General features: G+C 39.5%; 23 protein-coding genes and 2 pseudogenes. 7 read left to right on the top strand and 18 right to left on the bottom strand.

The genetic code is table 11. The features are described 5' to 3' along the window. Nucleotides 1–929 precede the first annotated feature (929 nt). Genes C427_RS18405 through C427_RS18380 form a run of 6 tightly spaced genes read right to left on the bottom strand, consistent with a single transcriptional unit; the run spans nt 930 to nt 4,594 of the window. On the bottom strand, nt 930–1,688 hold the full coding sequence (locus C427_RS18405) for a hypothetical protein (RefSeq protein WP_007639203.1): 759 nt from the start codon (nt 1,686–1,688) through the stop codon (nt 930–932). A gap of 5 nt (nt 1,689–1,693) precedes the next feature. Beyond that, the gene (locus tag C427_RS18400; RefSeq protein WP_007639204.1) at nt 1,694–2,242 is read right to left on the bottom strand and encodes a DUF2730 family protein; all 549 of its coding nucleotides are present in this window, start codon (nt 2,240–2,242) and stop codon (nt 1,694–1,696) included. Between the two features lie 3 nt (nt 2,243–2,245). Continuing rightward, the gene (locus C427_RS18395) at nt 2,246–2,728 is read right to left on the bottom strand and encodes a hypothetical protein (RefSeq protein WP_007639206.1); all 483 of its coding nucleotides are present in this window, start codon (nt 2,726–2,728) and stop codon (nt 2,246–2,248) included. After that, nucleotides 2,728–3,123, bottom strand: coding sequence for a hypothetical protein (locus C427_RS18390; RefSeq protein WP_007639208.1), 396 nt, complete (start codon nt 3,121–3,123; stop codon nt 2,728–2,730). The genes C427_RS18395 and C427_RS18390 overlap by 1 nt, the downstream gene beginning before the upstream one ends. Before the next feature lie 23 nt (nt 3,124–3,146). Continuing rightward, nucleotides 3,147–4,010, bottom strand: coding sequence for a hypothetical protein (locus C427_RS18385; protein ID WP_007639210.1), 864 nt, complete (start codon nt 4,008–4,010; stop codon nt 3,147–3,149). Nucleotides 4,011–4,024: 14 nt separating this feature from the next. Further along, nucleotides 4,025–4,594 (bottom strand): hypothetical protein, encoded by a 570-nt coding sequence (locus C427_RS18380; RefSeq protein ID WP_007639212.1) that lies wholly within the window; start codon nt 4,592–4,594, stop codon nt 4,025–4,027. Between the two features lie 493 nt (nt 4,595–5,087). Between C427_RS18380 and C427_RS18375 the strand changes: the two genes are divergently transcribed. Then, nucleotides 5,088–5,393 carry a hypothetical protein gene (locus C427_RS18375; protein ID WP_007639216.1) on the top strand — a complete coding sequence of 102 codons (306 nt, stop codon included), beginning with the start codon at nt 5,088–5,090 and terminating at the stop codon, nt 5,391–5,393. Nucleotides 5,394–5,487: 94 nt separating this feature from the next. On the opposite strand, the gene C427_RS18370 is transcribed toward C427_RS18375, so the two are convergent. Together C427_RS18370 and C427_RS25145 are read right to left on the bottom strand one after the other, a co-directional pair. Then, complete coding sequence (locus C427_RS18370; RefSeq protein WP_007639217.1) at nt 5,488–5,778, bottom strand: type II toxin-antitoxin system RelE/ParE family toxin; 291 nt, start codon at nt 5,776–5,778, stop codon at nt 5,488–5,490. Next, nucleotides 5,768–5,938 (bottom strand): TA system antitoxin ParD family protein, encoded by a 171-nt coding sequence (locus C427_RS25145; protein ID WP_007639218.1) that lies wholly within the window; start codon nt 5,936–5,938, stop codon nt 5,768–5,770. Before C427_RS25145 ends, C427_RS18370 begins: the two co-directional genes overlap by 11 nt. Before the next feature lie 524 nt (nt 5,939–6,462). On the opposite strand from C427_RS25145, the gene C427_RS18365 reads away from it, so the two are divergent. Together C427_RS18365 and C427_RS18360 are read left to right on the top strand one after the other, a co-directional pair. Beyond that, nucleotides 6,463–6,888 (top strand): DUF2127 domain-containing protein, encoded by a 426-nt coding sequence (locus C427_RS18365; protein ID WP_007639220.1) that lies wholly within the window; start codon nt 6,463–6,465, stop codon nt 6,886–6,888. 137 nt (nt 6,889–7,025) lie between these two features. Further along, nucleotides 7,026–7,256, top strand: a complete 231-nt coding sequence (locus C427_RS18360; protein WP_015431179.1) for a cysteine-rich CWC family protein — start codon at nt 7,026–7,028, stop codon at nt 7,254–7,256. A 127-nt stretch (nt 7,257–7,383) separates the two neighbouring features. Here C427_RS18360 and C427_RS18355 read toward each other — a convergent pair whose 3' ends face one another. Further along, complete coding sequence (locus tag C427_RS18355) at nt 7,384–7,716, bottom strand: DUF3718 domain-containing protein (protein ID WP_007639223.1); 333 nt, start codon at nt 7,714–7,716, stop codon at nt 7,384–7,386. Nucleotides 7,717–8,067: 351 nt separating this feature from the next. Here C427_RS18355 and C427_RS18350 point away from each other — a divergent pair, with 351 nt between their 5' ends. Beyond that, nucleotides 8,068–8,979, top strand: coding sequence for a DUF2608 domain-containing protein (locus tag C427_RS18350; protein ID WP_007639225.1), 912 nt, complete (start codon nt 8,068–8,070; stop codon nt 8,977–8,979). A 74-nt stretch (nt 8,980–9,053) separates the two neighbouring features. After that, the gene (locus tag C427_RS18345) at nt 9,054–9,737 is read left to right on the top strand and encodes a DUF4386 family protein (RefSeq protein WP_007639228.1); all 684 of its coding nucleotides are present in this window, start codon (nt 9,054–9,056) and stop codon (nt 9,735–9,737) included. Between the two features lie 321 nt (nt 9,738–10,058). Here the strand turns inward: C427_RS18345 and C427_RS18340 are convergent, their stop codons facing one another. The 4 genes and pseudogenes from C427_RS18340 to dnaK form a co-directional block, all read right to left on the bottom strand. Continuing rightward, nucleotides 10,059–10,406 (bottom strand): YdbL family probable chaperone protein, encoded by a 348-nt coding sequence (locus C427_RS18340; protein WP_007639230.1) that lies wholly within the window; start codon nt 10,404–10,406, stop codon nt 10,059–10,061. A gap of 20 nt (nt 10,407–10,426) precedes the next feature. Then, nucleotides 10,427–10,585, bottom strand: coding sequence for a YnbE family lipoprotein (locus C427_RS18335; protein WP_007639237.1), 159 nt, complete (start codon nt 10,583–10,585; stop codon nt 10,427–10,429). A 20-nt stretch (nt 10,586–10,605) separates the two neighbouring features. Next, a complete protein-coding gene (locus tag C427_RS18330) occupies nt 10,606–13,140 on the bottom strand; it encodes an intermembrane phospholipid transport protein YdbH family protein (RefSeq protein WP_007639238.1) in 2,535 nt (844 codons plus the stop codon). 470 nt (nt 13,141–13,610) lie between these two features. Continuing rightward, nucleotides 13,611–15,484 (bottom strand): annotated as a pseudogene (gene dnaK / locus C427_RS18325) (molecular chaperone DnaK). Between the two features lie 351 nt (nt 15,485–15,835). Between dnaK and C427_RS18320 the strand changes: the two are divergent. Then, entirely contained in the window at nt 15,836–16,615 is a 780-nt protein-coding gene (locus C427_RS18320) for a Crp/Fnr family transcriptional regulator (protein ID WP_007639241.1), read from the top strand. 119 nt (nt 16,616–16,734) lie between these two features. On the opposite strand, the gene C427_RS18315 is transcribed toward C427_RS18320, so the two are convergent. Then, complete coding sequence (locus C427_RS18315; protein ID WP_007639242.1) at nt 16,735–17,679, bottom strand: DNA ligase; 945 nt, start codon at nt 17,677–17,679, stop codon at nt 16,735–16,737. A 476-nt stretch (nt 17,680–18,155) separates the two neighbouring features. Between C427_RS18315 and dld the strand changes: the two are divergent. Continuing rightward, nucleotides 18,156–19,857 (top strand): annotated as a pseudogene (gene dld / locus C427_RS18310) (D-lactate dehydrogenase). A 114-nt stretch (nt 19,858–19,971) separates the two neighbouring features. On the opposite strand, the gene C427_RS18305 reads toward dld, so the two are convergent. From C427_RS18305 to C427_RS18290, 4 genes are read right to left on the bottom strand one after another with little or no spacing between them, the layout of a single operon-like run. Next, on the bottom strand, nt 19,972–20,748 hold the full coding sequence (locus C427_RS18305; RefSeq protein ID WP_007639244.1) for a L,D-transpeptidase family protein: 777 nt from the start codon (nt 20,746–20,748) through the stop codon (nt 19,972–19,974). After that, a complete protein-coding gene (locus tag C427_RS18300) occupies nt 20,736–21,839 on the bottom strand; it encodes a dipeptide epimerase (protein WP_007639245.1) in 1,104 nt (367 codons plus the stop codon). The genes C427_RS18305 and C427_RS18300 overlap by 13 nt, the downstream gene beginning before the upstream one ends. Nucleotides 21,840–21,845: 6 nt before the next feature. Then, nucleotides 21,846–23,282, bottom strand: coding sequence for an SH3 domain-containing protein (locus C427_RS18295; protein ID WP_007639246.1), 1,437 nt, complete (start codon nt 23,280–23,282; stop codon nt 21,846–21,848). A gap of 57 nt (nt 23,283–23,339) precedes the next feature. Next, on the bottom strand, nt 23,340–24,227 hold the full coding sequence (locus C427_RS18290) for a glucosamine kinase nucleotide-binding domain-containing protein (protein ID WP_226991178.1): 888 nt from the start codon (nt 24,225–24,227) through the stop codon (nt 23,340–23,342). Nucleotides 24,228–24,760 lie beyond the last annotated feature (533 nt).

Raw genomic sequence — 24,760 nt, 5'->3', positions numbered from 1 at the left:
AGGTATTTCTTGACCTAGATGCAGATGAGTGAATGATGGGTATATTTAGCCAGCATGATCAATAGAAAACAAATGCTGTGAATAATATAACCGGTACACCGAAGCAGAATCAGATAACTTTATTCTTGCCTAGGCCTCAGATAGATATCGGCTGGCTAATAGGTGACCCCTCAGGACCGCGGAGGGATAAGAAAATTTAGCGCAGGGTCAACTTAAACTTATACACAGTGAGTCTGGGAGATTTGTACTAACTGCGCAGACATTCATTATGAACATTGGTTAGCTGTTATCTTTGGGTTAGCAATACTAGTGCGCACTACTTAGTCTTTCCCTCCCTTGAATTGATTAAGCACTGAAAGTCTCCTTTGGTGGCATTGCCGTCTAAGACACTCGTTGCTTGACCGTGTGCAAAGTTGGACATAGGAGTCGTTCGGCTGAGATAGGTCGATGAGCGTAGATCGCCAAAGGGGTAATTCAAGATGTAAATAGAATAGTCTCTAATTTGCCAACTTGAGCTTTTCACTAAGCGGATAAAATAGAGCTGATTTAAGAAATATCCCACCGAAACAAAGTCTCTTGGTGTTAATAAGTTAACGTGTCGACATGATTGTCAGAATTAGTCGCGCTTTCTTTTTGCAAAATTTCGGCTTGAATGTTGAAAATTCCGCTTAAGCAAAATGACAAATTAGAGTTTTTTAATTAACCTGAACCCTGGATGAAACATGCCGCCACCCTCAAAACAATTATAACAAAAACAGTATGTTAAATAGTTATAATTGTTTTATTAGGGCATCGAACACATTCTGAGCTGTTTTTATTGCGTTTATCAAGGCGAGCTTGTGAAGGAATAGCGCTTTATTATGATCATGATCAACAAAGATAGGCGTGATAATAACGGTGCTGGACGCTATGGCTTATAATGATTCAGGTCAAATACATTCGCCTATATAAAGCTCCCAACTCGTCTTTATAGCTTGGTTGTTAAGCTGGATTTTCGTCAGATATAACCTTTGATTACTCACTTGGTAGTTTGCTCTTAAATTAACTAATAGCGCACCCTTAAGGGCGTTAGCCAAGTGTTGGGCTAAGCGTAAATCAATGTTACGAGGAAACAATCTTATCGGCGTGCCTGCTAGAGAATAAGCCGTTATCCAGTGTTGCTCTTTTTTCGACAAGTTACCTTGGGCGACACGTATCCAGTCACTGTAATCACTTAAAGCAAACTGATTAACTTTGGTGATCTTGTTACCGTTTAACATTGCAAACTGCATACCCGCACACTGGTACATAAAGTCTGATGCCCCTTGTTGTTGGTGTACCTGTTGCGGCCAGGCAATTTGTATATCTATACCTTGATCACTAAGTTGTTTGTAGACCTGTTCTACTTGTTGCTTGTTTACTGGTGGTGACTGTTTGACTTGTTTAATTGCGGATTCTGGTGGTTGATTAGCCAGCTCTGAAACTGCTGATGCTTGTGGCTTCGCTTTAGGTACAGGAACGGGCGGCAGTATTAGTTGTTCGATGACAATATTACTAGGTGCTTGTTTTACGTTAATTTTTTGCTGTTTTTCAATTGGGTTATCGTCATATCGTGACATCACTGTTGCCAGCCACAGTATAAAAACAATAGTCAACCCGCCCCGCAATACAGCGGTTGCTGGCCAGTTTTTATTTTGCAAAGGGAACATCTAACTCAGTTAACCAAAGCTTGTAATGAAGACATTTCCATTTTTTCTGCTATGTCTTGTAATCTAGCCTGACGAATACGTTGCAACTGGTTATCTGTGGTTGCTACTGATGTATCTTGAGTGGGTGTGTTTACAGTATAACCTTGAGATAAAGGCTGGGCAGCATCGTCTGCATCTGGCTGTTGGTAGGGGTGCACAGTCACGTTGCTATTAGGTACAGTTTGTAGCGGTTGTTTTTTTGCAATACGCCCGATGACTAGCTCATTCTCTAGCTCAGCAATGCGATTTTCTAGCTGGTCAATTTGCACTTGTTGTGTTTGATTGAAGCGCTGGGCGAATTCAGTTATTTTATGTTCGAGGTCTTCGAGTGTTTTGTCTTTGGGTGAGTGGGCAACTTGGGTGCTGAGTTGTTCTACTTTTTTAATTTCTTGTTGGGCCGTTTGTTGAATGCTCAACTCAGGTTCGCTTTCTTCTAACCACGCCTTACCTGCCGGCGTTTGCATGATTAGATAGACTGCACCAGCTAAAGCGGCAATAAAAAATAGGGTTTTCATAGGTTACTCCTTCTCAATTTTTGTATATCGCAAGCTGACCCAAGCACGCAATATAGCCGAGCTAGGTAGACCCACTACTGTGGTCATAAACGCCATAGAAAATTGTTTAGTCAACTCGCCAATAATCTCATTAACAGAGCTTGGTGTGAGTGGCTGTTCTGACAACGTGCCGATACCTAAGCTGATACCAAGTAAGGTAAAGGTCAGGGCTAATGTCGAAATACCATTGGCTGCTTGCATGCCAGCATCATATAAAAAATCATTGTTTTTACCTGGCTTAATCGCTGCGCCAGCCACCACCGCCATGGAACATAACCCACTGAAGATGATCACAAAACTCCAACTAAAAACCTTCTGTAGCCAAGTCACTAAATCTATCAATGGCATTTGGGTTAAATAACTGGCTGCGGCTAACAAAATAATACCGGTGCCAAAAAATATGCCAATAGCATTGCTGGTTGAAGGCAGCGCCTTGAGGGCAAACATTATCTGTGGCCCGCTTTGGCTGATAAAATTGTGGCTGTGGTCAAATGTAATTCAGACATCCAATGAGACAATGTGGGAAGGTTTTTTTCAGCACTTGAGTGAACTAAAAAAGTTAGCTCGTATTTAGCAAAGGCATTTTGTGCCAGCGAACTATTACTCGAGGTAACTCTGTCATCACGCAACACCATGCGCTCAATATCTACTAAACGGCGATAAATACTCTGCACCTTTTGTTGGCGTTGATTCAAGTCCAACGCACTATCAAACTGAACACTTAACAATGCAGCACGTTCCCTTTCTAAATTTTCTAAACTAAATAAACTGTTAGCAAAAATTTGAGTGCTCAGTAAGCCGGCAATAATGGTAGTAACGGAAATAACACGTGTGATTTTCATGCTGTTTTCCTTATAAATATGAGTTATAAAAACAAGTTGGCGACTGCTGCGGGTTTAGTGCGATTACGTTGAGTTAAATCAGTATTTTCATCGCCATAGCTGATTTCGTATTCCAGTGATTGAGCATCTAGTGCAACCAACTTTGCCATGTAACTAAACATCAGGGCTTCTTGATCTAATAGTGATTGCTCAGTAGACGCTTGCATCAACAGCTGGCGAACATATTCCTCACTGGTGACTTCTACGTCACCTAAAGTGGGTGATGCATTCGCCTTATGCTTTGATATGGCATTTTTTAGGTCTTCTACTTTGGCTAGATTCAAAGCAAATTCATCGGCATAAGGAGAGCGTTGATCAAGGCCTGAATGCATTAAGCCATTGTCTACTTGAGCCAGTACTTTTTGCATTCTGTGCCGAGCTTCGGCTTGTTTCTGTTGCAGCAGATAAACTTCGCCCTGAGAAATACGTCCATTTTTATTGCGTAATTTGCCTAGTACGGTCTGATATAACCCTTGTTTTTTTGCAAGCGCGTTTTGGCGCAAACCTTGTGCTTCTTGCATCAAGTCTAAGTATTCAGACTTTTGCTGCACCAACTCAAAGCGTTGATTAATTAAATCCTCGCCTTCGCTGTCAGCCATCAATTCTCTCAAGGACTTTAGCTGGGAAAGTTTGTCTTGCATGTGTTGCTCAAGCTCAACTATATGCAACGCCATCGGTGATGCTTCGAAGTCTTGTTGAATACGTTTTTCAATAATGTTGGCGGGCAATTTGATTAATTTGTCACTAGCAACGGGATCCCAATTTCGACCTTCACTGGCCAACCCAAAATGGGTGCAACCCAAGCTTATAGCTAAAATTAGGGACGACATAATTGTACGTGTTTTCATATCACAGATTCCTGTTAGTGGCTTAGCCAGTATTGATGACGCTCAATCTCAGTCCGCAGATCAGCACTGATATTTAAGGCTGCAAGCTGGTGGCGAGATAATGTTTGTTGTTCGAGTAAGGCGGTAGCCGTATCGAAAAAGGAGCTGTAATCAGCAAAATACAAATCTTTATCAGGGAACTTAGATTGGGTTTTCCTTAGTGCAACTTGTGCCCCATCAATGTCGCCCCCTTTGACAAAGTTCATTACCGAGAGTGCCATTAAACGTAGCGCTTTATCGGCGTCTGGATGGCCCTTAGGGAACTGAATGCCGTTCACACAACGTAACATCGCCTTAGCAGAAGCCAAATACTGTGCTGCTTGCCCTGACTGCTGAGCAAAACTGTCCATTTTGATAGCCTGTTGCTCACAAGCCGCATCGATCGATTGATAAAAATCATTACTCATATCATTATTTTTAGCACTGTTGCTTAACCTCAAGTGAGGCTCACTTGAGGTTGTGGAAGAACACGCACTGATAAATGCTGCTGCCAATATGACAGACATAACCTTAATGGCATGTTTAGTTTGGAATGAAAAGGTCATAAATAACTCCTGTTACTGGCGTAACGATGGCTATAAAAACCTTAGGGACGTTTTTACATTGGTGAGGTAATTAGTTGGATTAAGTTAAGCCAGTTGTGAACCAAAATCTATTCAACGCAGGTCAGAAAATCAACCGCTCTGCGGTTGTGATTCATGGGGTTGTACATAGTTATGATAAATTCATCACAAAAACCGTCAGTTCCAATGGGCATAATAGGCAAATTAGGTCATGTTTTTTGCGCACTTTTTCATCCCCTTCTGTTAAATATAGAAATAATGTTTATAGTTTGTATTTATCCAGACTTAATAGTCCTGATAAATACATGGCTTCTCTTGATCATAAAATATCAAATATAGATTTACCTTCTCAAATGGTTAACTTTATGAAATGCTGTAAAAAACTTACCGGAGTGTCGAGTTGATTCTGACAACATCAAATGTATCTAACCCGATCTCTGGCTAACATACTGGTTAGCATTTAAGGAGTGAATCGATGTCGTGGAAATGTCAAAACTGTAATACAAAAATTGACGATGATGAGTTTGAAGTTTGTTGGAGTTGCAATTGTGAAAAAGGTAAATCAGTGCCAGATCGCAAGTCCAGTAATTCATTCCCTGATTGTATTCGATGTCAAGCAAGTCTAACTTTTATTGGTACTAAAAACTTCCATGAAGGCACTCGCTGGGGTGTTTTAGGTGAGCTGGGGGAGTTCTTTGTAAATAAAGAAAACTTCGACATGTATGCTTGTAAATCTTGCGGCAAAGTTGAGTTTTTTATTGCAGGTTTCAATAAATGCTAACAAAGACTTCAAACGGAAAAATACAGTTGGCTTTTGCTCGTACGTCGCTTATTTCAACCAACTATTTTGTTGCATCTTAACGAGGCGTTATAACTCAAAATAATTTCTTAACATCTCTTTGGAAATTTTTATGTGTTCCTAAAGCCATCAATTCGAGAACTAAAGCTCCGTCTTCGCAGCTGTAATCAAGAAGAGTGAGTTGTTTTGCCATCTTGAATTTGTACACTTTCATAAAAGAAAGGTCATCTTTCTTTTGTTCATCGATAGATGGCGATTCCAATAACGTTTTGACTGCACCATCTAAATCAGACTTTTGGTCATTACGCAGTTTCTTTACTGCTTTTTTAAAACTTGGGGATTGTAATACTTTTATTTTAAAAACCAAAAGTATATTCCTCTTGCTTCCCAGCCTCTTTTTCCGCTTTTGCGATGATGACTTGTTTAACAAATTCGTAAGGTAACTCAGGTTTATCTTCCATCATTTCACCTATCTTAGGCCAATGTTCAATTTGCTTTGGGGTCGTTCTATTTAGGGCTTTAGTCATAATCTTTGCTTCCTCAACTAAGTTTCGGTGTTTGATCTAATCGAATACTTGCCGTTGCCATAATATTTCTCCAGTTACTTGAATTTACATTAGTGCTTCGCTACAAATCTGGCAATGAGTTATAACAACACAGTTAGCAGACGTAAACAGTGCGCGCTGCTCTAGGCATTAGCTGTAAAAATCAATTAAATTGCACTTTTATTGTTTCACTTCATTTATTTTTGAAGGGTGTTCATAAAAGTCTACTTTATAGCCATGGATAATATTGATGCTCAAAGTTATGCTAGGGATTTTGCGATATTGCAAATAATGAACGGGCTTCTTGATTTTTTATTGTAATGAGATGATTTACAAAGATAATGTACAGTTTTAATTTATTCTATTTTTGAAACTTCAAATTAGTATCTGTATTTCAAAAGTTATCAAATACAGCTAACAAGGTCTCAAGTTTCATAGACATTACATTTTTTTGCTGATTTAAAACTGGAATTTAAAACATATGGACCCAAAAGGGTTGAAGCCTATTGCAATTTTTGGCCTCAAAAGGCTTGATAGCACTTTTAATAGGGCTTGGTATCCATGAGCTTGCTGAGGAGAATATTCAGCAATCATTTGAGAAAATATTGACCCACTTACACCTTAATCCCGCAAGCCATTATCCAAGTATATTTATAAACACTCTTGGTGAATTGAGTCATTCAATTCTTGTTCTGGTTGCTTTGGGTGCGCTTTTATATTCAATCGTTCGATTTGTTGAAGCATATGGTCTATGGCATGGCTTCAAGTGGACAGAATGGTTGGCTTTAATAAGTGGTGCAGTTTATTTGCCATTTGAACTTTACAAATTTATTGTAAATTTTAACGTTCTAAGTTTTTCACTGCTTTTGGTAAATAGCGTCATTGTTGTATACATCTATAGGGTACTAAAAAACAAACACCATAAGGGATAAGACACTTAAACGGCTAAAACACAGTTGGCGCATTCCCTTTTTTAATGTGTTTCTCAATTTGCAGCGACTATTTTAACCTATGAATGCGGCGTTAAATCGTATCTGAATTTACACCTATAATTTTGTTGGAGATAGTTTTGAACTTAGAAAATAATGCCACTCAGAGTGATTGCACTTTGTGCGGTGAAAATAATTTTTGCAGTAACGCACCACCCAGTGACAACGGTGCAGTTTGTTGGTGTGTTGATAGTAAAATAACGTTTCCAGATAGCTTGTTAAGCCAAGTATCTGACGTAGATAGAAACAAAAAATGTATATGTAAAGTTTGTGCCTTAAAACATCAATTGGAACTCGGTATATCTATCTAAGCATTCTCTCGAATTAAAGTATCTGGAGTCAGATACGTTAATTTAGCTCAAATACCTTATGGTTTTACTCAGATTGAAGTAGGCCAAAAGGTTTGAGCTAAACAGGTTAATAACATCATTCTAATGACTACAGAGAAGCTACATTTGCCACTTCAGCATTGTTACTATATTTACCGTTTGTCAGAAATTTATTCATTTTTTCAACATTACTGCCGTATTTCTCAATAAAGGCAATGAAGTTTAGCTCATTACACTTCACGTTCTCAGTAACAAAGTTTTTACTCAGGCCTGCTTTTTTTATCGCTCTAAATAACTTTAATTTACTTCCCTCACTCGCGACAACGCAGAGTTTTGTGGTGACATAGTTATCTGCGGGCACTATTACATTTGATGCGCTTGCTAGTCCGATAGAGCAAAGGGCTAATGTTGTAATTGCGAAAGCTTTAGTTAATGTATTCATGGTTGTGTCCTATTTATATTACTTAGTTTGAGTAGTCGTTGTGACTTGCACCGATTTACATTAGCTATAGCAATGACGATGCCAAATTTTATTTTTCAATTAAATCAATGGCTTATTGTTATTTTGATATTTTTTTACTGAAGTGCAAATCAAGATGACGCATGTTTTCGTGATTTTGACCAAATATTGGTTAATTATTTTTGGCTTGTGTTTTTTATATTTCTTAGTCTCAATTTCCCCGAGTCGACTGCCTAGATAACTAAATTAGTTATGTCAATGCAGTTAAGATTCGATTATCAATACGTCTGTTGTATCCTATGTTTACTTTTTCTTTGTAAGGCAGTTATACCGATGTTTCGCCCTTCTTTTTTAAACCCTGTCATGTTCCGTCGGTTTTTGATTGCTGCAGTTGTTCTATCGTCTCTAAGTGCTTGTTCGATTCGAAACAGCGGCAACGAACATCGCAGCGATCAACATCCACTCAGTCAGATTGTAGAGGTTAAAGATTTGTCTGCTGCCATCGAGCAAGCCAAGGCGCTTCCATTGCGCTCAACGCTGGTGGTATTTGATATTGATGATACCTTGCTTACCGCCACTGAATTTTTTGGTAGTGATAAGTGGTATGACTGGCAACGTGGACGAGCGTTGAGTCCAAATGGCCAGCCTTTAGCTATTGCTGAAGCAGATAAGGTAAGTTGCTTATTTGATACTTTGGGCATCACTTATGAAATCGCCACTAACCGTCCTACTCAAGACAATATGGCTTCTTTGGTCAATCAGGTGAATAACGACCTATTGATGTTAACGGCACGCTCAGGCAACTATCGTGCTGCCACCATGCGAGAGTTAAGCCGCAACGGTCTGGGATTTAGTGATAAGGCTTTAACGCCTAAGGATGTGGGTTATCACTATAACTTTACCCATGATGGACGCAGCGCCAATATGAGTTATGTGGATGGCGTTTTTATGGTGCAAGGCATGGATAAAGGCGTTTTGTTACTCGATTTGTTGTCGCGCGTTGGGCGAACCTATGATGCGGTGGTTTTTGTAGATGATAAAACGCACAATATCGATAATATGGCGAACGCTCTGAAAAAAGCGGGTATTAATTTTTATGGTTTTCAATACCTCAAAATTGATAAGACGGTATCCCTCGAAGAAGTCACTCAGGCACAAGCTGCCGCTAGTGATTTAACTAAGCTACTCAACCTGCATTTTGATGAACGAGCTGAATTGATTAAAAATGACATGTGCGCTTATTGATTGAACTCATTGAGTTAATAAGTCAATCGAGGCCAAAGATAACAAGTTTTCATCATAAACAGGAGTTGTATTGAATGAAAAACATACAAAAATTAGCGGGATTTTCAGCTATTTCTGAAGCGCTTATTTATATTATTGCATTTATATATTTTGGGGCTTTTTGGTCATATCCATCAGCGGGTAGTGCAACAGAAAAAATGGCCTACATGGCAGAAAATCATCTCATGTTTTCATCAATCTATTTTCTAATGTATGTCGTGTTTGGTGTTTTACTAGCGGTATTAGTTATTGGGTTACACGAGAGGTTAAAAGACACCAAACATCCAGCAATGGCAATCGGCTCCTTATTTGGCGCTATCTGGGTAGGTCTAGTGATTGCGAGTGGCATGATCTCAAATATTGGTCTGGCTCATGCAATTGGTATTATGGATAGCAGTCCCGAAAAAGCACTGGATTTATGGATCATCATTTCCTTAATTACAGAAAGTATCGGTGGAGGAAATGAGTTGGTTGGTGGACTTTGGGTTTTATTAGTCAGTGTGGTTGCTTTAAAAGCGGGAGAGTTTTCAAAATCCCTTAATTATCTTGGTTTAATTGTTGGCGTAGCAGGTATTTCTACTGTTTATCCTAACGAAACATTAACTGAAATATTTGGTATTACCCAAATTGCTTGGTTCATTTGGTTGGGTATATCTATGCTAACCCAAGAAAATACAAATGAGTCACCTCAGTCGACTGCTAGACCATCCATCGATTGAAGTTTTAGTTGTTTAGTGAATCAAGGGTATTGGTTTATTTTAGCCCTATAATCCCTTTGCAAATGTTGTTTTTTAAACCTAAAAAAAGTCTAGTGCAAACCCTCTTTGTCAGACTACCTGTCGCGCTCATTATTTAATCAATTAAATTAAGTTTAGGGTGTCCGCAGGTTTCTAGGTGATTGGTATCGAAAAATACCACTGGTACCAATTAGATCATGGGTTTAGGCTGTTAATACCAGGCGTATCTGAGATAAGTTTAAAACACAGTCTTGTAAAAAATCAAACAAGACTGTGCTGTATTTTTATGAATTCAACTCAGCGTTACTTTTTAGTCCACTGCCCATTCATCCACAGATAATGACCAGAACTGGTTTTTTCATAAGCCTTCGCAGCTGCTAGCTTTTCTACTTGCTGCAGGGTAATACCATTTTTTACAGCTAATTCGATATACACCGCTTTGCGCTTTGCATTGATATCATCAATTAATAATTGCGTTTCACTTGGTGTATTATTTTGGGTGTTTGTTTGAATTACAACCAGACCTAAATAACCGTTGTCTTTTTCGCCTACCAGACCATTGTCTTTCGCTTCATCTAAATCTATTGCAAAAACAACACTGCTGAAAACGAAGCTGACGATAATAATGGTTTTAAATATTATGTTTTTCATGAAGTTATTCCTTAATTGGCTTAAAACAAGCTACTGTCGTCACTAAATACATCATCAAGTTCTTTATCAACTTTCACCCGAATTTCATGATCAATTTTCACGTTAATATTGATCGTAATAGGCTCCTTAGTTTCAACTTGTACTGTGTGTGTACAAGCACTTAGAAACCCTGTCGCCATAAGCACCAAACATGTTATTTTCACTTTTTATCACCTTGGGTTATTTTCTGTTCAATTTTATTTTCTACTGATTTAACTAATCGTATCGACTCTAGCAAAGTAAATATATTTTCCTGATGAGTATAATTAAAATTAACGCTCTGTTTTTTATCAGGATTGTTACCTTTTATGGCAAAGTCAAAAAACACCCAGCCATCAGGAGTGAACTTCACGTTACTTTTAAGCTGAGTGAAGTCAAGGTTCTCCAACAATGCCAATTCAGGTTGTTGGACCTTAATAGAATCAAAAGACGGATTACCTATTATGCTTAACTTTCCTCCTGTTAAGCTGGAAACTCGACCATTATCTATCCTTATTCCTTGCTTGCCTATAATCAATGGTATGTCGCCGTTAATATTCCCCGTAATACTGATCCCAGGTTGTTTTTGAAGTGCTATAACCTGAGCCAAATCAATATTCTGAATATTGATATTGAACTGCTGCTCGCGTCCATCTAACCATAAGCCACCCAATAAAAACTTTCCATTGAAGATTTCACCTTGAACTTGTTCTAAACGAAACACGCTGTTTTGTGCAAAAACAGTTGCTTCAAGTTGTTGAATCATCACCCCCGCATCAATTGAATCGATGCGTAGAGTAGATTCGGCTAACTGAAATCCAGCTGAATCAAACGTGAGTGGGGTTTGGTAAGTGATGTTTTTAAGCACATAGTCTTGATACTTTGCGGATAGACCCAGAAAGTTTGCTTTCCCTTTTGCGATAAGCGGTTCTGTTTTTTGCGGCAACGTTAATTCAATATTGGCTGAAAGGTTACCTTCTTTAATCAGCAGTGCATCTTGCAACTGTGAAATTAATTTTTGTAAACGACTAACGTTTTGTTGGTTTATTTGTAATTTTACCTCAGCTTGCTGGTGTGTCAGCTGCACCATAAAATTGTTTTCTAGTGAAACGTCATGCTGACTGGATAGGGTCATATTTGCTAAACTTGCCTGGCCTGTATGGGTCATATTGATTGGCATAAAATTAATGTTTTGCGTCAGTAATTTTGTGACGGTTGAGTTTCCAGAAAAACTCAGCGCTTCAAGCTGTTTTATATTTACATCTATGTGGTTGGTAATTTTCTGAATATTGAGCTCGGGGTGAACCGTATTAAAAAGTTGGTTATCTACGCTCAATTGCAAATCATTAAAACTTGCCCCTGATAGAGAAAAGTCACTACTCGTTTTTGCCAATTTAAGCTCGCCTATTTTTATCGTTGAGCTATTAACTACACCCTTCATTTGAAGTTGTTTAGTCTGAGTGTCGTGGAAAGAAAATTCACTGCTTAAGTTACCGATAAGCAATGTGTCCATCTTTACGTTTTTTACAACGAGTCGATTGTTATCATTGGTTATTTTAAAGCTTACTGGCAGCTCTGTAGCCTGTGCAGAGAGATGTGTGGAAAGTGTACCCTGAGCTTGCAAGTCAAACATGTCTGCGGTTATTTGCTTTGTCTTAATAGGCTGTTTAAGTACAATTTTGTAACTAACTTCAAGCTCACCTGTCGTTTTATAATTCACATCGTTAAGGACGACACTGCGATGTGTATTGCCCTTGTCTACAATTTGTAATGTGGGTAGCTTAATGTGTGTTTTGTTTATTGCTATTATTTGCGGGAACACAAATGACAGCTGTGGCATATCATCTTGTGCAAAATAATCGAGTAATAATGGGCAGTTAACCAATGAAATGTCATTTGAAAGTTGGGTTAAGTCTACACTGAGGTCAAGGCTACTCACGTTTACATCCACTAATATATTACCCACAAATACCGCATCAATCGGGCAGTTTGAGATATAAAAACGGCTGGCTATATCTAAGCTGCTATCTGCACTAAGTATTTCGCCATCAAAGGTTAAACGGCTGTTGATTGCACTTTCATCAAAGGTTAGCTCCTTTAATAATTCAGCATTATCTTGGGTTAATGTGTGTACTTGCGGTATCCATTTTACGAGATCGGATATTCTCCAGGTTATATTTGCGACTAATACATTTGGGGAAATTTTGACGTCAGCATTCACATCACCGGTGATGCTCAGCTTGTTGCTCGAAATGGTGTTTACACTTAAATGTAGGGGCTGAAGCAGTTCATAAGAGTCGACTTTAAGACTTGAGATGCCTAGCTTTGGCAACCAGCCAGGTAAATCTAAGTTGTTTTTTTGCTGCTCACCGAGAGATTCATTATCAGTTTTGGTAACTGCTGGGAGTTGTGCAAGGTGTTTAACTTTTATCTGTTGAATATTTAAAATGTTGGACCAAGGCTGCCAAATTGCATCGTGTACTTCGATGGTGCCTATAGGAGAGGTGATACATGCTTGTTTAAGGTTGATATTAAGTTGCCAATTGAATGAAAAATGTAGGCAGGTAATAGATACATCGTGGGGTTGAGTAAAGTGTTCGATGCTTTTGATAGCAATAGGGCGACGGAATAAAAATATTGTAGCCAGCACAACAAAAAACAACAACGTTGCAGTCATTTTTTTACTTGGGCGCTTTTGCCAAAACGAATGTGTCATTGATTTCCTGAGGTTGTTTACATAATCATCGCTTTCAGACTATGTAAATAAACGATAGTTTACATCAAGCTATCAAAATCTAGTGCATTAGGATAATTGTACAATGAAGATGTTTAATAATTCCTGAAACTTCACTGATTATGTTAATAAAAGCAAAAGATATTTTGCACCACAGCGGAAAGATGAGAGCACCGAGGAAAAGCAAAAAGCATACTGCTTTAAGAGTCTTGAGTCGTCTTTTCTCTGTGTAGCGCCAGCGCTCCTTTTCCTCAGTGGTGCAAAACTTTGTGTTCTTAGTGCACAACTTTTAGCAGTTAAAGTGGTTTTTGTGGTTACTACTTTTTGACTTGTTGAGTCTTTTTATTAAGCAATAAAAAACCCCTAATAATGAATGTTAGAGGTTTTGGTTTTAGCTTAGATAATAAAGGTGTATTAAAAATTAACTTAGCTTTTTATCAATCATTTAATGATTAGCCGTTGCTGACATCTTCAAAATCAGCATCAATCACATCATCGTTAGCACTATCCTTGGCAGCGTTACCTCGCTGTTGACCTGCTTGCATGATGTTACTGTAAGCATCTTGTAATGCTTTTTGTCGCATTTCAATGGCTGCTTTATCATCGCCATTAACTGCCATTTTTAGTTGCTCAATTAATGTTTTAAGCCCGGTTTGCTGTGTATCAGTCAGACTCGTCATTGACGTTTGTACCGTATGAATTAATTGATCTGCTTGGTTACGCTGCTCAACTAACTCACGCTTTTGTTTATCTTCAGTAGCGTGCAGCTCACCATCTTGCACTAAACGATTAATTTCATCTTCGGTTAAACCACTTGAAGCGGTAATTTCAATACTTTGCACTTTGCCGCTTGATTTATCTTTGGCTGATACATTTAAAATACCATTCACATCAATGTTAAACGTGACTTCCACTTTTACTGACCCCCTTGGTCCAGGGCTAATATCCGCTAAGTTAAATTGACCTAACGATTTATTATCTGTCGCCATTTCACGTTGACCCTGCAGCACATGTATTGTTACCGCTGATTGATTATCTTCAGCCGTTGAGAACACCTCAGAAGCCCGTGACGGTATGGTAGTATTTTTTTCAATCAGCTTAGTCATGACACCACCTAAGGTCTCGATACCGAGTGATAGCGGTGTTACATCCAGTAATAACACATCATTTACTACCCCTGACAATACACCTGATTGAATAGCAGCTCCCATTGCAACCGCTTCATCTGGGTTAACATCTTTACGTGGTTCTTTGCCAAAGAAGTGTTTAACGGCTTCTTGCACTTTTGGCATCCGCGTTTGACCACCTACCAAAATAATCTCGTCAATATCACCTTTGTTAAGACCCGCATCTTTTAACGCTTGTTCACACGGTGCGATGGTATTCGTTACTAAATCATTTACTAATGATTCTAATTTCGCTCGTGTCATTTTTACATTTAGGTGTTTCGGGCCACTGGCATCAGCTGTGATGTAAGGTAAATTCACCTCGGTTTGCATGGCAGATGACAATTCGATTTTCGCTTTTTCAGCAGCTTCTTTAATGCGTTGTAACGCTAAAGAATCTTGTTTAATATCAATACCAGTGTCTTTTTTGAATTCATCAGCAAGGTAATTAATTAGGCGTAAATCAAAATCTTCACCACCTAAAAAGGTATCACCGTTAGTCGCTAACACTTCAAATTGTTTTCACCGTCTTCATTGGATATTTCGATGATAGAGATATCAAAGGTGCCGCCACCTAAATCGTACACCACCACTTTTTGTTCAGCTTTAGTATTCTTATTAACGCCGTAGGCTAATGCTGCTGCCGTTGGTTCATTGATAATACGCTTAACATTAAGTCCTGCAATTTTACCTGCATCTTTAGTTGCTTGACGTTGTGAATCATTAAAATATGCCGGTACAGTGATAACCGCATCTGTTACTTTTTCACCCAAATACGCTTCAGCATCGTTTTTCAACTTACGTAAAATTTGTGCTGACACTTCTTGTGGTGACAGTGCTTTACCATCGATTTCAACCCAGGCATCGCCGTTGTCTGCTTTTACAATTTTATACGGCGCTAATTTAATATCTTTTTGCACTTCTTTATCGTCAAATTTACGACCAATCAATCGCTTAATTGCAAATAATGTATTTTTAGAATTTGTAATTGCTTGTCTTTTTGCGGGTTGACCCGCTAGTGTTTTATTGTTTGCATAAGCAACAATTGATGGGGTGGTGCGGCTACCTTCTGAATTTTCAATGATTTTTGCTTTGCCACCTTCCATAACTGCTACACATGAATTTGTTGTACCTAAATCAATACCAATAATCTTACTCATAATAATCACCTGTTTGTTTATAAACGATCTAGTTAAAGATTTGATGCTTTATGGTAGTTACCCAGTAAGCAGTTTGACCTCATAAACAACCTTGTATAAACCGACTAACTTTGCTGGTTTAACCTTGGCTGTTTGGTTAGTGGGGCGATAATACTTAGGGTGAAGAAATGTTTCTGTCACAAATATGACAGTAATCGCAATATTATTTTTATTTGTTTTTAAATTTAAAATTCAATGAATTAGCGGTCTGGCAGGTAACTGAAAAGCAACATTCGCTTTTGTTATGTAGTCACAACGAGGTAGAATAAAAATACTTGTTAGGCTTAAGCTAGAACCCAAATCACTTTTACTATGGAGAAAAACATTTCTCATCTACCTCACAAAGCCAGCCCAGTTTTAGTTAAACAAGCTAGTATATTTGCGGATTTACCGGTAAGGTTAATTGAAGATTTTCAACAAGAATTTCAACTTAACGAATGGCACAAAGGTGACTACTTTGACTGTGCTTTATTAACACAACGCTTTTTTGTGGTAATAGAAGGGCAGGTAGAAATTAAGCAAAGTAATCCTGAAACAGGCAGAGAAGTAACACTAGATATGCTGTATGCAGGTGATTGTTTCGACTTGATTGTGCTCTTAGATGACCAGCCTCATGATGTGATTGTGTCGCCATTAACAACGATAAAATTGCTTTCAGTTAAACTTGAAACAATGCGCCAGTGGTTGTGGAGCTATCCAGAATTCAATCAACAATTCATGCCCTATTTAGCGCAAAAAATGCGAGAAAAAGAAGAACTAGCCAGTAGTTTAATTTTACACAATGTGACCACTCGATTGAGTCGGATTATTTTAAAACATATAAATAAAATTAAATTTTATATTAGCGGAAAAGAAGATGAACAACAGCATATAGCCAAAGGTTTAAACGATGAGACCTTAGCGCGAATGTCCGGTACTGTCCGTCAGATCGTGAACAAACAATTACAACGTTGGAAAAAAGACGGCATTTTGGATAAAAAGCGTAATCAACTTATTATCAAGGATGTAGAAGCATTAGAAAAAGAAGCAAAATACACCCAAACGTTACCAAATGCTGCTCTGATGAATTATCAACCGCAGAATAAACGTTAATCACTTATCGCAACAAATAAAGTTAAACCGCTCGTTGACTACTGTGGTTAAAATGCAGTTTGTAATCAGTGTTTAGCATTTCTCTGTGAAGCGCAGCGCTCTTCTGGTAAATAAAGAATTCAGTAATATGTTTTTTGTATGTTGCTTTTAGTCATTACTGCTTTTTTATCCAAAACTGTAGGTTTAATCCGTAAAAAACTCGCAAATCGTGGAATACCTCTTGCCGTAAGGCCGTAATACTTGAAGGTAATTATTGTGCCTATTGATGGTGGCGACTGGCGCTGCATATCAGAAAACCCTGAGCCAATTTTAAATTGTAGGCCTCTGTCAGACTCACCCAACTCAATCAGCTCAACCAGCATTGACCCCATCATGTTTTTGTATTTACCTTTCCCTGAATTATGCGCGATCACTCTAGCTTCGGCATCTTGATGCTTTTTTAATTTAAGCAAATTTGCGCTTCTACCATCCTCATAGTAAGCACCATGATGATTCAACATTAGGCCTTCTGCGCCTTGTGCGACTAATGTATCTAACTTGAGCATCAGTTGTTTTTGATTCGCCAGTTTGAATTGAGGGATCACCTGTAAATAAGGGCTGGTAACCGCATCAACTAAAAGCTGCATCTTAATTAAACGCTGACTAAAAGTCCCCGTGTTTTCAGGTAAATCAAACAACATGAATGTAATGTTTTGCCAGTCTGAGTTCGGCGTTTTGCGTAACACAATAGAAGCGGTTTTCTCAAAGCTGTTGCGGGCTAACCATAACTCGCCATCTAAAGTTTGCGGCGGAAAATCTTTCACAAACCAGGCTGGTGCGTAAATAATATTAGCATTGCGTGTAACCAGTGCAGAACCATTCCAGCGGGCGCGTATGCCATCTAGTTTTTCGCTGATCCAGTAATCTTGTACCGTTATGTCATCCTGGTACACATTGGCTAATTGTTGGGAGACATATATTTTTTTAGTTTGAGATGGGCTGAGCTCATTGGCAAAACAAAACCCAGAAGCATTAGACAACAATACAATAATCAACAAACCAGAGAGGGGTATAGGCGAGCTCATATTCGTTACATTCCATGTCGGTGAATACCTTAAAGCCTAGTGCAAAAATCATCAGCGGTAAAAATTTTTATCGTAAATGATGTATTCATAACCTAAGAGAGTTTCGCAATTTATGGGGATAAACTGTAAATTACACTTCTAGTGTTTGCGGTCCCTAAACATAGACGATGAAGTGTGAGGTCGAACGTCTTATTAATCATCTGAGGATCCCTATCTGAACACTCAAGTCCTAAATTGTCAGTGAACTGGTTCTGCTAGATTTTGTTGCAGACGTATTTTGGCATACTGTTGTTTGTTAATATCGAATAATCCATAACGAGATGTTAATATTTATTTTATATAAATCGAGTATTATGGAATAATATATTCTGGTATTTTTGATTTATTTATCTACAATCGATGTATCTCTATTTTCTTGTTTCAACACCGAGTGTTTTTGCTGGTAACTGTTGAACGAATGTTAGGAAATTAACATCATGCACCATCCGCAATTACTGCAACAACTTCAAGACGTTGTCGGTCAAAATCACATCATTACAAATAAGAAAAAGTCGCAACGATATCGCTTTGGCTGGCGCACCGGGGGAGGTGCTGCGTTTGCTGTAGTCAAACCGCAGACTCTGCTGCTGTTATATCAGGCTTTACAAGTGTGTGTTAATCACCAGGCTATTATTATAATGCAAGCCGCTAATACTGGATTAACCGAGGGCTCCACGCCTAATGGTGATGACTATGACCGGCCTATTGTTATCATCAATACGTTGGCGATGGATCAGGTGTATTTGCTTGAACAAGGGCAGCAGGCGTTGAGTTTCCCTGGGGCGACCTTGTTCAGCTTAGAGAAGGTACTTAAGCCTATAAAGCGCAGTCCTCATTCGGTTATTGGTTCTTCGTGTTTAGGTGCGTCGGTGGTGGGTGGCATCGCCAATAATTCAGGCGGCGCGTTAGTGAAACGTGGTCCTGCCTATACTGAAATGGCGTTGTTTGCGAGGGTTGATGAACAGGGTGAATTACAACTGGTTAATCATTTAGGTATTGAGTTGGGTGAGACGCCTGAGGAGATATTAAGCAACTTGATGACCGGGAATTTTGCTAAAGACGACTTAACGCCAAGCGATGCTCAGTGCTCAGATAAAGAGTATCAGCAGCGTGTACGTCAGGTAGATGAAAATAGTCCTAGCCGTTATAACGCCGATCCCCGGCGTTTATTTGAAGCCAGTGGCTGTGCAGGTAAGTTGGCTGTTTTTGCCGTTAGGCTCGATACGTTTGCGGTGGCCGAGCAAGAGCAGACATTTTATATTGGTACTAATGACCCCTTAGTGTTGGGCCGTCTCAGACGGGATATTTTACAACAATATGAACATTTACCTGAGGTAGGTGAATACTTACACAAAGATATTTTTGATATTTCTGCCAAGTACGGAAAAGACACGTTTTTGAGTGTAAAACATTTAGGTACTGACCGTTTACCTAAGTTGTTTGCCTTAAAAGCGCGAGTCGATGCAATCTGCAAATCTTTACCTTTTGTGTCTGCACATCTTAGTGATTGGGTGATGCAAACGGCCAGTCGATTTTTCCCGCAGCATTTACCTGCACGTATTTTGCAATATCGTGCCAAATACGATCATCATTTGATTTTGAAAATGAGTGAGCAAGGTATTGCTGAAGCGAGAGCCCATCTAGCCACATTTTTTACTGAGCAAGAAGGGGCTTTTTTTGAATGTGATACCCAAGAAACTGCCGCTGCGGTGTTAAACCGTTTTGCCGCTGCGGGGGCCGCAATGCGCTATCACACTTTATATCAAAAAGACGTAGGCGAATTATTATCGTTGGATATTGCCTTAAGACGCGATGATATTGATTGGTTAGAAGCGCTGCCTGAAGCTTTGCAAGACCAGCTTGAAATGAAGCTCTACTATGGACATTTTTTCTGTCATGTTTTTCATCAGGATTACATTTTGAAAAAAGGCGCAGATCCTGTAAAAAGTCAAAAACAGCATGCTTAAATTGCTAAATAAGCGAGGGGTTAAATACCCAGCCGAACATAATGTGGGGCATTTGTATGCGGCTGAACAAAGTCTAAAGGAATTTTATTTAACTCTCGACCCAACCAATACGTTCAATCCTGGTATTGGCAAAACCGACAAAACCCAACGTAATTGTAGTTGCCAACATTAATGTATTGGTATATTTCAGCCTCCGATATAAAACAGCCCCTACACCAAGGGGCTGTTATTGGGATGTAATGTTCGCAGCTGAGCACTTATAAATGGACTTTTGAATACGTTCTTATTAAAGAGCTGGCAAGCCCCATTGTTGCTGTTTTTTCTTATATTCATCTTTTGGCAAAGCCAAGTAACGTGGATTTTTGGCTGGGTTCAACCAAGCTAACAGTGCATCCATTTTAGGTTCTTGCATAGAAGTACAGCCTGCGGTGGGAACATCTGGGCCAAACCATAAATGTAAGAAGATACAACTGCCTTTACCGCTAAGGTTTGCTGGATTGTGATCAAGCAAGATACCTTTTTTATATATTGTTTGGCCACCATTGTGAATATCGCGGCGCATCGGTTCTGTCGAGCCTTTTACAGCATTATTGCCCACGATGCTTTCATCAACAATTTGGTTGTACAATGGCGATCCGTTAACGTCTATACAGTAGTGATTAGCCGACATCGGTTGATATGGCATGTCGGTAATGGCTTTGGGCAAATAGCCAAACGTGCTGCTTAAATTGAATATCCCAGCTGTGGCTTTACCGTCGCCTTCTATCTTGTAATACCCTTGTTGTGCAGGATGTAATCCTAAGCCCCATGCTAGTCCGGTTCGGCCCAAATTGACTGGGAAGGCCTGATCTACTGCTTGCCATTTTGCATTTACCCACTCAAATTTTTGCAGTGTTGCCGTTGTTGCGTCCCAGTTATCTGATACCACCACCACCAGTTGTTGAGTGTCGAGACGTTGTAGTAAAGGCTCAACAGGGTCAGAATTTGAGGCGCAAGAGCTGAGTAAGCTCGTTAATAGTATGAGTGCGCCCGTGATGATGTGACGTGAATTTAAAATGGCCAAGTTAGCTCCTGTAAATCGTTAATTCTCTCAATGCCAAGGCCAGCGCCTTGACCTAATGTTATGTTAGATAAGTTGAAATCTACACCCCCGACAACCGGATCATATTGACCCAGTGCTGGGCCATCCAAGTCTATTAAAGAAATGCTAGAGGCTTTGGCTGCAGCTAAATGCGCTGCAGCAGCTACGCCAATACTGCCTTCGAGCATGCAGCCTATCATGCAAGGAATATCATGTAATTCGGCTAAGTCGGCAATTTTAATCGCTTGACTGAGACCTGCACACTTCATTAATTTAATATTGATAATGTCAGCAGCACCACTGCGAATTAAGTCAATAACTTGTAGTGGTGAAAACGCACTTTCATCAGCCATAACGGGGGTGGTAATACGTTCGCTGATGTAGCGCAGGCCTTTAATATCATTACTTTTGACCGGTTGCTCAATCAGCTCAAGCTCAACACCTATGTTTTCTAGTTTTTGCATGGCGTAAACGGTTTGTTTAGCGGTCCAACCTTGATTAACATCTAACCTAAGCGTGGCCCGCTTAGCCACATCTTGATGAATTGAATATATTCGTTCGATATCATTTTCGATGTCAGTACCGATTTTAATTTTAAGGATTTCAAAGCCCTGACTAATAGCAAGATTAGCATCAGCCAGCATCTTTTCGATGTGATCGACACTGATTGTCACGTCAGTACTTAAGATGGGTTTACCGCCTCCAAGCATTTTATACAGTGGTGCATCAAAACGTTTAGCCCAGAGGTCGTAAATAGCAATTTCGAGAGCCGCTTTAGCACTGCTATTAGCCACAATCGCATGTTGGATTTTATGACAAATAGCATTTAAATCTTCAATGTCCATACCGATGATGTGGGGGCCAATCACGTTATTAATGGCATAACATATCGAGCCGTGGGTATCCCCGGTGATAATAGGCGTAGAAGGTGCTGAGCCATAACCCAATACACCCTTGTCTGTTTCAATTATCACCACAAGATCAGTAATGTTTTGCACAGTACGCATGGCTGTTTTAAAAGGAGTAATTAATGGCACCTCTAACTTCGCAAAACGGATGGCGGTGATTTTCATTGCGGCTTAATCTCTTTCAATGTTGTTTAGCGTGAGGCGTTTAATATTGTAAATTTTATCGACATAAGTCGTCGTTTCGTTCAAATGCAACGTGATCAAAGGGGTAACTGAGACTGCATTTAATACGCCTTGATAATATTCACCTTCAGGGGTCCAGTAGGCTAAACCTTTGACGTCATGGATCACTATAGGTTGGTTGTTTTCTTTACCTAGGTACAGCATAACATGACCCGGAATATAGATAAGATCCCCTATTTGCATATTTTTAATGAACGCTAATTTACTGGTGCTATCGCTGTTTTTATCAAACCTAAAGTTAGTACCATACTCGCCTTTACCCTGTTGCCCGGAATTACGCGGCATCAAAATGCCAAAGGTTTTATAAATTTCGCCTACAAATCCAGTGCAGTCTCGACCATTGTAATCATGACCCCAGCCATAACGTTCGCCTAAAAACTTAAACGCTTGTGCAATCACGTTTTGCGCAGTGTATTCGAGGTAACCTTGGTGCACATCTTGGGTACGCCCGATTAAGGCCGTTTTGATACTTAGGCTACCATCTAGGTTGCGCACTGGGAGTTTTACTTCATAGCTTCCGGCGGTACTTTGGCCGTAGAGTTCTCCATGTTGTTCATTAATGCTCAAAAGCGGGAGTTTAACGCCCATATCTAACTGTACCTGTGATATTTCAGGTTCGTTTGGCACATAGCTGGTGAGTACTTTAGCCCCCGTGATCAACAAAAAGTCTTGATGATCTAAATAAGTGTGAACTTGCTGCTTAGTGCCTATGGCAATATCGTCTTGGCTCACCCATGCCAAATAATTGTAGTTTTGTACCAGCAACCATTTGCCGTCGGCACTGCTATGTAATATGGCCACCGCTTCACTTGGAAAAACGCCTGTTTCTTGAAAACGGTCTAAATCAAAATCCATTGATTTGTTAAATACCCTGTCTAAAGTGGGAAAGGTGCGCAGTGAAGAGCGTTGGGTGACTAAACCAAACTTAACCTCGTTATGGGCTTTGACCCCTTGGATATTGAGATTGTCGGTATAGACTTTAAAATTTTGTTCCGTTAGCTGGGCGCCATCCTCATAAAAACGCGCACTACTTGGGACGGAGCTGATGCTGTGTATTTTATCTATTAAGGCCGCTTTATCTAAACTTGTAGGGCTGGCTAAAGGGTTGACTACGAATGGGTTACTTGTGAATAGTTGTTGGTTGAATGCTTCGACGTCTTGATTTTTCATCGACATAACCTCGTTATTTTTTAGCTTAGTCTGCCAATACTGGGCGTTTAATTGGTGGCTGCTAATATCTGGCACATTGCTGTTGCTAAACGCCAAATTACTGCAGGTACTGTAAGCTAAAAACAGGATTATCTGAGATAAGCGACGATAGTTTTTACGGTAATGGCTAGTTTGGACTCTCGTTATATTCAACATAGTAATAACTCATTTTGGTAATAGGCGAGGTAAAGGTTATAAAATAGACGTTTCATATTAGAAAATCAGAGGTAAGTGAGAATGCAGCAAATGCAGTGCTCCCCTTTCAGGGCCCGACTTAGCTTCGACTATGCGTGCGCGAAGGATGGGGCTAAACCAAGGCTTGTAAATGGGTGCGAGGCCTCCCATCAACACTAAAGATAACTCTGTGTTTTGCAAGGTACGCATACACAGTTTATCTAGATATGCTGCCGCTTCAGCAACTAAAGTCATTGCATTAATATCCTCTTGCTTAGCTAAACTAACAACATCAGGGGCTAAAGTAGCAAATTGAGTTGGGGTAGCCAAGATCATCTTTTGTACAAGGCCAGCGCTTGACGATACTGATAGTCGAGTCAAAATTCTATCGTGCAAGGCCGAAATAGCCGTCACACCATCTAAGGCTTCAAGAGTAGAAGCAATGGCTGAACGGCCCAACCATGCTCCACTTCCTTTATCACCAAAGGTAAATCCATGTCCACCAAACTGGGTTAGAACACCTGACTCAAAACGGGCTGCAGATGAACCCGTACCTACAATCAGCAATGCCCCATCGCGTCCTTCATGAGCGCCATAACTGCTAGTAATTAAGTCACTGTCGGCTGTAAAACACTCAAAAGGGTGCTGCCATGCAAGTAGTTGTGCTTTTACGCTAGGTATAGTTGCACCGGCTAAACCAGCAGCCACTTTTAGTTTAGGGATAGTCTTAATGCTAAGTTGAGCATCTATTAGTGCTAGGTGCACAGATTTTAATATAGAGTCTAAGGTCTGTGCTAAGTCTCTTGCTGCATTGGCTGGTCCACTAATACCGTGGCCTATCACCTCTTTTTTGGCGTTGAATAACTTAGCGCTGCACTTAGTGCCACCTCCATCAATACCAATATAAAGAGGTTTACTGCTATTCACCACACGACCTCCTTTAATATTATATTCCAAAATTTAGATTATAATGAGAATAATTATTTCAACAAGTCAATATTTGTTGAAAGCCAAAAAATAGATTGTTTTATAAACTAGATTTGCTTGTTTTGTAATTTAATACACCATAACTGGGTAATGATGCTCACTCAAATAAACCCCACTATACTTATAATTATTAGTAGGTTAGCTTATAAATTACAAGTGTTACCTATAGTCCTTCAGCGTAAAGGATAGAATAATCAAAAATCAAATAACCTTTCAATAAATCATTCTGAAATTTAGTGGAGTTTGGAATATTTTGAATGTTATGAGGGTGAATTCCACAAGTTTAAAATAAGAAGAAAGTGTTGGTGATGAGTCGTTGAATTAGGGCACAAGTAACCTGATTGAGTTTAAATAGGCCCTAGGAGCCCGATGTAAGCATGGGTCACATTGAACCTGTCATAGAGAGTTTGACCCAATCAATTATGCATCACGGGATAAGTTGCATGCTCACCATCAAGTTCACTACTGTTAGC

The sequence above is a fragment of the Paraglaciecola psychrophila 170 genome, from assembly GCF_000347635.1.
In the GTDB taxonomy this organism is placed as follows: domain Bacteria; phylum Pseudomonadota; class Gammaproteobacteria; order Enterobacterales; family Alteromonadaceae; genus Paraglaciecola; species Paraglaciecola psychrophila.
Note: the sequence above shows the minus strand (reverse complement) of the source record. Positions and strands in the feature narration are given on the sequence as shown.

What these genes read in the sequence shown, in the direction of transcription:
- C427_RS18315 (WP_007639242.1), bottom strand. Translation starts at nt 17,679, where the DNA reads ATGAGCTCGCCTATACCCCTCTCTGGTTTGTTGATTATTGTATTGTTG.
- C427_RS18385 (WP_007639210.1), bottom strand. Translation starts at nt 4,010, where the DNA reads ATGAAAACACGTACAATTATGTCGTCCCTAATTTTAGCTATAAGCTTG.
- C427_RS18330 (WP_007639238.1), bottom strand. Translation starts at nt 13,140, where the DNA reads ATGACACATTCGTTTTGGCAAAAGCGCCCAAGTAAAAAAATGACTGCA.
- C427_RS18335 (WP_007639237.1), bottom strand. Translation starts at nt 10,585, where the DNA reads ATGGCGACAGGGTTTCTAAGTGCTTGTACACACACAGTACAAGTTGAA.
- C427_RS18350 (WP_007639225.1), top strand. Translation starts at nt 8,068, where the DNA reads ATGTTTCGCCCTTCTTTTTTAAACCCTGTCATGTTCCGTCGGTTTTTG.
- C427_RS18295 (WP_007639246.1), bottom strand. Translation starts at nt 23,282, where the DNA reads ATGTTGAATATAACGAGAGTCCAAACTAGCCATTACCGTAAAAACTAT.
- C427_RS18345 (WP_007639228.1), top strand. Translation starts at nt 9,054, where the DNA reads ATGAAAAACATACAAAAATTAGCGGGATTTTCAGCTATTTCTGAAGCG.
- C427_RS18320 (WP_007639241.1), top strand. Translation starts at nt 15,836, where the DNA reads ATGGAGAAAAACATTTCTCATCTACCTCACAAAGCCAGCCCAGTTTTA.
- C427_RS18395 (WP_007639206.1), bottom strand. Translation starts at nt 2,728, where the DNA reads ATGTTTGCCCTCAAGGCGCTGCCTTCAACCAGCAATGCTATTGGCATA.
- C427_RS18380 (WP_007639212.1), bottom strand. Translation starts at nt 4,594, where the DNA reads ATGACCTTTTCATTCCAAACTAAACATGCCATTAAGGTTATGTCTGTC.
- C427_RS18390 (WP_007639208.1), bottom strand. Translation starts at nt 3,123, where the DNA reads ATGAAAATCACACGTGTTATTTCCGTTACTACCATTATTGCCGGCTTA.
- C427_RS18405 (WP_007639203.1), bottom strand. Translation starts at nt 1,688, where the DNA reads ATGTTCCCTTTGCAAAATAAAAACTGGCCAGCAACCGCTGTATTGCGG.
- C427_RS18375 (WP_007639216.1), top strand. Translation starts at nt 5,088, where the DNA reads ATGTCGTGGAAATGTCAAAACTGTAATACAAAAATTGACGATGATGAG.
- C427_RS18400 (WP_007639204.1), bottom strand. Translation starts at nt 2,242, where the DNA reads ATGAAAACCCTATTTTTTATTGCCGCTTTAGCTGGTGCAGTCTATCTA.
- C427_RS18340 (WP_007639230.1), bottom strand. Translation starts at nt 10,406, where the DNA reads ATGAAAAACATAATATTTAAAACCATTATTATCGTCAGCTTCGTTTTC.
- C427_RS18300 (WP_007639245.1), bottom strand. Translation starts at nt 21,839, where the DNA reads ATGAAAATCACCGCCATCCGTTTTGCGAAGTTAGAGGTGCCATTAATT.
- C427_RS25145 (WP_007639218.1), bottom strand. Translation starts at nt 5,938, where the DNA reads ATGACTAAAGCCCTAAATAGAACGACCCCAAAGCAAATTGAACATTGG.
- C427_RS18355 (WP_007639223.1), bottom strand. Translation starts at nt 7,716, where the DNA reads ATGAATACATTAACTAAAGCTTTCGCAATTACAACATTAGCCCTTTGC.